The 9,082-nt window shown below is 60.4% G+C and carries 4 protein-coding genes; 3 read left to right on the top strand and 1 reads right to left on the bottom strand.

Annotation, left to right across the window (positions count from 1 at the left end; translation table 11 throughout):
• Positions 1-576: 576 nt before the first annotated feature.
• Complete coding sequence (gene mgtA, locus BMY73_RS27435) at positions 577-3,318, bottom strand: magnesium-translocating P-type ATPase (RefSeq protein WP_092411052.1); 2,742 nt, start codon at positions 3,316-3,318, stop codon at positions 577-579.
• A gap of 766 nt (positions 3,319-4,084) precedes the next feature.
• Here mgtA and BMY73_RS27430 point away from each other — a divergent pair.
• The 3 genes from BMY73_RS27430 (at position 4,085) to BMY73_RS27420 (ending at position 8,489) form a co-directional block, all read left to right on the top strand.
• Positions 4,085-5,101, top strand: coding sequence for a class I SAM-dependent rRNA methyltransferase (locus tag BMY73_RS27430; RefSeq protein WP_092411050.1), 1,017 nt, complete (start codon positions 4,085-4,087; stop codon positions 5,099-5,101).
• A gap of 112 nt (positions 5,102-5,213) precedes the next feature.
• Positions 5,214-8,165, top strand: coding sequence for a DUF748 domain-containing protein (locus BMY73_RS27425; protein WP_175500258.1), 2,952 nt, complete (start codon positions 5,214-5,216; stop codon positions 8,163-8,165).
• A 36-nt stretch (positions 8,166-8,201) separates the two neighbouring features.
• A complete protein-coding gene (locus BMY73_RS27420) occupies positions 8,202-8,489 on the top strand; it encodes a DUF2845 domain-containing protein (RefSeq protein ID WP_062385061.1) in 288 nt (95 codons plus the stop codon).
• Positions 8,490-9,082: the final 593 nt, after the last annotated feature.

The raw sequence follows: 9,082 nt of genomic DNA, 5'->3' as shown, positions 1-9,082 counted from the left end.
CCGCGATCTGGCGCGAAGCGGCAGCAACATCAGGCGACTCGGTTGTACCTGATACACCGCATGCACCGGTCTTGCTGCCGGTTCCCGGCAGATCGCGGGCAAGCGCGCTCCTACGCCCTGCGGGCAGAAGCGGTGTCTCGATAAACCCAAGATCGCGATCTGACGGTATGCCACCTGCTGCTGATTCACGCCGAAACTGTAGGAGCGCGCTTGCCCGCGATCTGGCGCGAAGCGGCAGCAACATCAGGCGACCCGGTTATACCTGACACTCCGCATGCACCGGGTTTGCTGCCGGTTCCCGGCAGATCGTCCGGATGCGGCCCAGAGACAAGCCACGCTCCTACGTCCGGCAGGCAGAAGCGGAGTTGTGATAGACGCCGGATTGTGAACTGACGGTATGCCGCCGGCTCTTGATTCTGGCCGGAGGCCGTTGATCGTTCCCGCGCTCCGCGTGGGAATGCCGCCACGGACGCTCCGCGTCCCCGCGTGTGTGACGCGGAGCGTCAAGGGAGGCATGCCCACGCGGAGCGTGGGCATGATCATGTAGAGCGTGGGCACGATCATGCAGTCACAACATCACTGCCAACCAAACCGTTTCACGTAGAACCCTTTCACCGCCTGAGTCAGCCCGACATACGCCAGCAGAATCAGTGGCAGGATGGCGAAGTACAGCGGTGGCAGTGCCTGCAGTTTGAAGTAGTGCGCCAGCGGCCCCAACGGCAGGAAGATCCCGACGGCCATGATCACCCCGGTCATCACCATCAACGGCATTGCCGCGCGGCTCTGCAGGAACGGGATTTTCGGTGTGCGGATCATGTGCACGATCAACGTTTGCGTCAGCAGTCCTACGACAAACCAGCCCGACTGAAACAAGGTCTGATGCTCTGGCGTGTTGGCCCCGAACACGTACCACATCACCGCAAACGTCGTGATGTCGAAGATCGAGCTGATCGGTCCGAAGAAGACCATGAACCGCCCCACGTCCGCAGGCTGCCAGCGCTGTGGTTTTTTCAGCAGTTCCTCGTCGACGTTATCGAACGGAATGGCGATCTGCGAAATGTCGTACAGCAGGTTCTGCACCAGCAGATGCATCGGCAGCATCGGCAGAAACGGAATGAACGCACTCGCCACCAGCACCGAGAACACGTTGCCGAAGTTCGAACTGGCCGTCATCTTGATGTACTTGAGCATGTTGGCGAAGGTCCGGCGCCCTTCCAGTACGCCCTCCTCCAGCACCATCAGGCTCTTCTCCAGCAGGATGATGTCCGCTGCTTCCTTGGCAATGTCCACGGCGCTGTCCACGGAAATCCCGATGTCGGCGGTCCGCAACGCCGGCGCATCATTGATCCCGTCGCCCATGAAACCGACCACATGCCCGTTGGCCTTGAGCAACCGGACAATGCGCTCCTTGTGCGACGGGGTCAGCTTTGCGAACACATTCGTGGTTTCCACCGCCACGGCCAGTTCGGCATCACTCATGCGCTCGACATCGCCTCCGAGCAACAAGCCCTGGCGTTCCAGGCCGACTTCACGGCAGATCTTGGCGGTTACACGCTCGTTGTCACCGGTCAGCACTTTCACCGCGACGCCATGATCGGCCAGGGCCTTGAGTGCAGGCGCGGTGCTTTCCTTGGGTGGGTCGAGAAACGCGACATACCCGATCAACGTCAGATCGCTTTCATCGGCCAGGCCATAAGCGTCCCGCCCAGGCTCCATGGAACGAGCGGCCACGGCCACCACGCGCAACCCTTCGCCGTTGAATTCAGCCGTGACCTGCATGATGCGCTGCAGCAATTCCGGGGTCAGCGCTTCGTCCACTTCGCCGTGACGCACGTGCTTGCAAACACCCAGAACTTCTTCCAGCGCGCCTTTGCAGATCAGCAGATGCGACTGCCCTTGCTCCTGCACCACCACGGACATACGCCGCCGGGTGAAATCAAACGGCACTTCATCGACCTTGCTGAAGTGGGTGCCGACGCGCAGTTCACGGTGGATTTCCACGTGCTCCAGCACGGCGACGTCCAACAGGTTCTTGAGGCCTGTCTGGTAATAGCTGTTGAGATAGGCCATTTCCAGCACGTCATCGGACTCATCGCCCCAGACGTCGACATGCCGCGCCAAAAAGATTTTGTCCTGGGTCAGGGTGCCGGTCTTGTCGGTGCATAGCACGTCCATGGCGCCGAAGTTCTGGATCGCGTCCAGGCGTTTGACGATGACTTTCTTGCGCGACAGAAACACCGCACCTTTGGCCAGGGTCGACGTCACGATCATCGGCAGCATTTCCGGGGTCAGTCCGACGGCAATGGACAGCGCGAACAGCAACGCCTCCATCCAGTCGCCCTTGGTGAAGCCGTTGATGAACAGCACCAGCGGCGTCATCACGAACATGAAGCGGATCAGCAACCAGCTGACTTTGTTGACCCCGCTCTGAAAGGAAGTCGGCGCGCGGTCGGTGGCGCTGACCCGCTGAGCCAATGCGCCAAAATAGGTGTGGTTGCCGGTCGTCAGGATCACCCCGGTCGCCGAGCCCGACACCACGTTGGTGCCCATGAACAGGATGTTCTCCAGGTCCAGCGGGTTATCGGTGTCGCCCTCCGGCCGGCGTGCGAATTTTTCCACCGGCATCGATTCGCCGGTCATCGCCGCCTGGCTCACGAACAGGTCCTTGGCGCTCAGCACCCGGCAATCGGCCGGGATCATGTCGCCCGCAGACAAGACGATCAGGTCGCCCGGCACCAATAGCTTGATGGGCAATTCGATGCGTTGTTTCCCGCCGCCGCTGACCTGTGCGTCAACCTGTGTCCCCTCGGCACGGCGCATCACGGTCGCGGTGTTGCTGACCATGGCTTTCAACGCATCCGCCGCCTGGTTGGAGCGGGTTTCCTGCCAGAAACGCAGCAGCGTCGAGAGCACCACCATCGAGAAGATCACGGTGGCGGCTTTCATGTCCTCGGTCAGCCACGAGATGAAGGCGAGCAACGTCAGCAGCAGGTTGAAGGGGTTCTTGTAGCAGTGCCACAGGTGAACCCACCACGGCAGGGGTTGCTCGTGCTCGACTTCGTTGAGGCCGTGCTGTTCGCGCAACGCCAAGGCTTCGGATTCGGTCAGGCCGTCGCCATGACTGCCCAGGCGCGTCAGCAGTTCGGGCACGTCGCGGGTGGCACCCAGGGTCAAGGTCTGCGCCAGCGTTGGCGGGACTTCGCGGCTGACGGTGGCATCGGTCACGCTGTCGAGCATCGCCAGCCGACGGAAGTGCCGGGCGAAATGACGGGTCCGCAGGAACCCTGCGAAGAACTCTTTCAGGAGGGTGAATTTCATGTGTGTGTCCCCTGGACTGAAGGGCTTACGACTAAAAGGCCCAGGCAGGTACGACCGACCACACGCCGGCTCGGTAAAAAGCCGCACGCAAAGTCTGGCCCGCGACCCGAAGGTCGCGCGGGTGTGACGTCAGGAATGGACAGGGATGCTCACGCTGCAGCCATTCGGCTACGGGAGCAAAAGCACTGCCGTTTCTCGCACTGTCGGCGAGATAACGGCAGCAGAAAGACTGCGCGTTATCTTGCCGAGAATTGGCCGGTCATCGAAACCGGCTGACGCCTGTCACTCGAACAAGTACCCACTGTGGGTCTCCGCATTGGTTGAAAACGGGCGAAGAATACGCCCGGCTTTCAGGAGAAGTAAACGGCCATCATGCGCCCGCCAGAACTATCGTTCGGGGCTTCAGGATTGGTTCAGGAAAGGTAAAAAACGACCCCTTGCAGGAACGTGGCTTGTCCCGCGATGGCGTCAGATCCGGCACCCCGAGGTCGATTGCCCTGCCGCTATCCTTGTAAGCGCGCGCTTGCCCGCGATGGCGGTGTATCAGCCGACATATTTTTCTCAGACAAATCCCATTCGCGGGCAAGCGCGCTCCTACAGGGGCTGCGGTAGGGCAATCAACTTTGCGGTGTCGGATCTGACCCAATCGCCAGCAAGCCGGCGCATACAAGATTTGCGTCCGGCCAGTGGCGTTACACGTCATAACACCGATAAAGGCCTAGCTGCTAAACTCGCACGCCCTTATTTCCGCACCAAGGCGCCGCGCATGTCTTCGTTGAATCAGGCGCTCCGCGTCGCCCTCGATAACCGTCAATCCCTGCTAACTGAGCTGCATGCCCAAGGCACGGACTGTTATCGCCTGTTCCACGGCAGCCAGGAAGGCGCGAGCGGGCTGACTGTCGACCGTTATGGGCCGCAGTTGCTGGTGCAAAGCTTTCACAACAGCCTTGATCGCGACTCGCTGCTGGCGGTGCACACGGCCATCAATGCGTATCTGGGTCTGGAACTGATGCTGGTCTACAACGACCGTTCTCAGGGCAACTCACGAATCGATCGCAGCGATGCCGTTTACAAGGCAGACGAGGCGGCGCTGGAAGATCTGGTCGGGCATGAATGGGGGCTGAACTACCGCGTTCGGGCTCGTCACGCGGGCCAGGATCCGTTGCTGTTTCTCGACCTGCGCAACGCCCGCGGCTGGGTGAAGGATCACGCCAAAGGCAAAAGCGTGCTCAACCTGTTCGCCTACACCTGCGGTGTCGGCCTGAGCGCCGCAGCCGGCGGCGCACGCGAGGTCTGCAATCTGGACTTCGCCGAAGGCAATCTGGCGGTGGGCCGCGAGAACGGCAAGCTCAACCCGCACTTGCCGCCGATGCAGTTCATCCAGTCCGATTATTTTCCGGCAATCCGCCAACTGGCGGGCCTGCCGGTCGCTTCGCGGCGCGGGCAGAAGCTGCCGTCGTATGCACGACTGGATCAGCGCCAGTTCGACGTGGTGCTGCTCGATCCCCCGGCGTGGGCGAAGAGCGCTTTCGGCACCGTCGATTTGCTGCGTGACTACCAAAGCCTGTTGAAACCTGCCCTGCTGACCACCGCTGAAGACGGCGTGTTGATCTGCTGCAACAACCTGGCAAAAGTGAATATGGACGAATGGCGCGATCAAGTGCTGCGCTGCGCAAGCAAAATAGGCCGTCCCGTGCGTGACTGCCAGCCCCTTGTACCCGGCGCCGATTTTCCGTCGCTGGACCAGCAACCACCGCTCAAGACATTGATCTTGCAGCTTTGATCGCTGACTGACTACGACGAAATTTCCCACAGGTATTGTAGTCGGCGCCTTCGGAACCAGATTGACGTGCCATACTCCAAGGGACCTCACATCGAGAGAGTTGGCGACCTACATGCCCAAAGGATTGAAACGCGCCATTGGCGCCCTGCTGGCCGTCTTCGCAATTTACACCGTGTTGGGATTTCTGATCCTGCCGGGCATTGCGTTGCGGGTGATCAACCAACAGTTGGCCAATTACGCCACGGTCCCGGCCAGGCTGGAGCGTCTGGAGCTCAATCCCTACAGCCTGGAAGTCACGCTGTGGGGCTTGACCATCGGTGCACCGGGCAAGGAGCAGATCGGTTTCGAGCGCCTTTACGCCAACCTGCAAATCGACAGCCTGTGGACCAAAGCGCTTCACCTTGAGGCGGTCGAACTCGACAAACCCAAGACCGAACTGCTGTTTTCCAAAGACGGCCGCCTGAATCTGGCCGATCTGTTCAAACTCCCGCCAAGCGAACCCGCCCAACCTGACGAGCCACCGAGCAAGCCGTTTCCGTTACGCATCGGCGAAATCAAACTGGCGGACGGTTACGTACACTTTCAGGACCTGCGCCCGAGCGAGCCGATCGAATTTCTGTACGACGAACTGAATTTCGAACTGAAGAACCTCAGCACCCTGCCCGAAGACAATGCCGACATGACCCTGGTGGCGGCTGGCCCCACGGGCGGACAGATTGACTGGGTCGGTCGTATCAGTCTGGTGCCGATCTCATCCGAAGGCACCTTGAAAGTCACCGACGGCAAGATGAAAGTCTGGTGGCCGTATGTGCGCGATGCCCTGCCCCTGGCATTGAAAGACGGCATCATCAACCTCAACACCCATTACAAACTGAACCTGGCCAAAGAAACCGAGCTGCTGCTGGACAACACTTCGGTCAGTATCGCGCCGCTTGCCATCGATGCACCGGACGGCAGACCGCTGGTGCGGCTGAAGAAACTCGACGTCAGCGAGACCTCCATCGACCTCGCCAAACAGTTGGTCACTGTCGGCAAGATTCGCAGCGAAGGCCTGGAAACCTGGGCCGCCCGCGAGTCCGACGGGCAGCTTGACTGGCAAAAACTGTTCGCCAGTCAACCGTCCAAAGCCCAGCAGAAAAAAGCCGAAGCCGAGAAGCAGCAACCCGCGACGGCGACCGGCAGCGAAACCGCCGCCACGCCGGTTGCGCCGAGCAAACCGTGGCAGGTGTTATTGCGCGATACGCAATTGCGCGACTACCGCATACATCTGGCGGACAAGATGCCCAAAGAGCCCGTCGCGCTGGAGGTTGGGCCGCTCAATCTGGACATGAGCAATTTTGACAGCCTCAATAAATCGCCCTTCAACCTCAAGCTCGACACCGGCGTGGGCAAGCAAGGCAAGCTGACGGCCGAGGGCGAAGTGAATCTGGCACCCGTTCGCGCCAAACTCAACGTCACCACTCGCGACATCGACCTGCGCGTCGCGCAATCCTATGTCACGCCGTTCATTCGGCTTGAAGTGCGCAGCGGCATGCTCAACACCGATCTGGCGGTGGACCTGAAAAGCACCGAGCCGCTGGCACTGGGCATCACCGGCAAGGCGCAGGTGGATCAGTTGCATACGCTGGACACCCTCAAGTCGCGGGACTTCGTAAAGTGGGAGCGCGTCAACGTCGAGGGCCTGAACTTCCAGTTGGGCGACAGCCTCAGCATCGCCTCGATCAACCTCGAGCAACCGTATGCGCGCTTCGTGATTGCCGATGACCGCACCACCAACATCGATGACCTGCTGATACCACAACCGGCTGACAGCAAGCCCGCGCCCGCCAAAAGCAAGTCAACCGCCAGCGCCGAAAAACCGATGGGCATTCATATCGGCGAGGTGACTATCAATAACGGCTCGGCCAACTTCGCCGACTTCAGCCTCACGCCCAATTTCGCGACCGCCGTGCAGCAACTCAACGGTAAAATCGGCACGCTGGACAACCGTCAGGACAAGCCGGCGCCCGTCGACATCAAAGGCAAGGTCGACCGCTATGCGCCAGTGACGATCAAAGGCGCGCTGAACCCGTTCAACCCGCTCGCCAGCCTGGACATCGCCACCAGCTTCAAGCGTGTCGAGCTCACCACTTTGACGCCCTACTCCGGCAAGTTTGCGGGTTATCGCATCCGCAAAGGCCGACTGAATCTGGACCTGCATTACCTGATCACCAAGGGTCAGCTCAAGGCCGAGAACAAGGTCGTGGTCGAGCAATTGCAACTGGGTGAGAAGGTCGACAGCCCGGACGCGGTGAACCTTCCGCTGAAGCTGGCGATTGCCTTGCTCAAGGACGTCGACGGCAAGATTTCCATTGAGTTGCCGGTCACCGGTGATTTGAACAACCCGCAGTTCAGCGTGATGCCCATCGTCTGGCAGACCCTGCGCAACCTGGTGGTGAAAGCCGCTGCCGCGCCGTTCAAATTCATCGGCGGTTTGATCAGCGGCGGTGGTTCGCAAGACCTGGGCACCGTGTCCTTCGCTGCCGGCTCAGATGAATTGAGCCGTGACGCCCAGGCCTCGCTGGACAAACTGGCGGCCGCGCTCAAAGAACGCCCTGCCCTGCGTCTTGAGATCGAAGGCACCAGCGCCGAAGCCAGTGACGGCCCGTTGATCGCACAGCAGCGACTCGAACGCGAATACCAGAGCACCTACTACAAGATTCTCCAGCGCCGAGGCGACAAGGTGCCGGCGCAAGCTGCCGACCTGAAAGTGCCGGACGATGAAAAGCCGCCGATGCTCGAAGGCATCTACCGCACTCGCCTTAAGGGGCAACCGCCGGCCGAGTGGGTGGATCTGGGCAAGGAAGAACGACAGAACAAGATGCGCGATGCCGTGCTCAAATCATGGAGCTCGAGCGCGCTGTTGCTGCGTCAGCTGGGTCAGGCCCGTGCCAGCAGCATCAAGGACTATCTGGTGGACAAGGGACAATTGGCCGACGATCGGGTCTACTTCGTCGACGCCAGTCTCGGTCAACCGGAAAAAGACGGTCGCGTCGTCACCCCCCTGCATCTGGACAGTGAGTAACGACTTTTGAAGAGTGTGTTAGCGAAGACCGTGCTGATGCTCGGTCTGACAGCAGTAGCGGCCGTCGCTCACGCGGCGACCGACACGTTGAGGTGTGGCAGTCAGCTGATCAGCGTCGGCGACCGGATGTTCGAAGTGCAACAGAAATGCGGCCAGCCCGTCAGCCAGGACATCGTCGGCTACAAGGAAACGGTCAACCATTTCCGTCAGGTCGATCAGGTGCAGGTCCAGGAATGGATTTACGGCCCGAACAACGGCATGTATCAATACCTGCGGTTCGAAGGCGGCCGGTTGGTGCGGATCGACAGCAAGCGGGGGCGTTGAGCCAACAATGCGTCGGATCCCCTTGTGGGAGATTCTATGGTTCTCGAACCGGTGGTGTCGGTCCGGTTTCGAGAGTCGCAACGCCTGACAGCATGCGCCACATCCCGGATGACGCAGAGCGTCATTGAATGTGTTACCACGCGGAGCGCGGGAACAATCAGCTGGCTCGCGATGGGAGCGAGCCAGTTTCATCAAGGGTGAATGGCACACCGCATTCGTCAGCAAGCTGACTCCCACAGGTTCTATGTTTATTCAACGATTTCGGTGTTGAATCTAACAGCGCAAAGCGCGCTATGGCTTTTGATCTTCATACCGCAGCAGGCCAGACACCACAAAGCGCGACTTGGGTGCAGGCCAAACGCAGACGACGCGCAGTGGGCCGAGCGGCATGGATGCCGCGAGAGCGCCGTCAGGACATGGATGTCCGTTCGGCGCGGGCCCACGGAGCGTCGTCGGAGTGCGGGTACCCGACGCAGGAGGGCCAAGCCAGGAGCTAGACCCTTGGTTACTTGGGGTTATCAAGTAACCCGCCGAAGGCGGAACAGTTTGGACGTTAGGACAAACCACACCGTCAGCGTCACCCCAAATAGTGG

The organism is Pseudomonas sp. NFACC02 (assembly GCF_900110765.1).
GTDB lineage: Bacteria > Pseudomonadota > Gammaproteobacteria > Pseudomonadales > Pseudomonadaceae > Aquipseudomonas.
Note: the sequence above shows the minus strand (reverse complement) of the source record. Positions and strands in the feature narration are given on the sequence as shown.

Coding starts and splice junctions, on each gene's coding strand:
- mgtA (WP_092411052.1), bottom strand. CDS start 3,318: ATGAAATTCACCCTCCTGAAAGAGTTCTTCGCAGGGTTCCTGCGGACC.
- BMY73_RS27430 (WP_092411050.1), top strand. CDS start 4,085: ATGTCTTCGTTGAATCAGGCGCTCCGCGTCGCCCTCGATAACCGTCAA.
- BMY73_RS27425 (WP_175500258.1), top strand. CDS start 5,214: ATGCCCAAAGGATTGAAACGCGCCATTGGCGCCCTGCTGGCCGTCTTC.
- BMY73_RS27420 (WP_062385061.1), top strand. CDS start 8,202: ATGCTCGGTCTGACAGCAGTAGCGGCCGTCGCTCACGCGGCGACCGAC.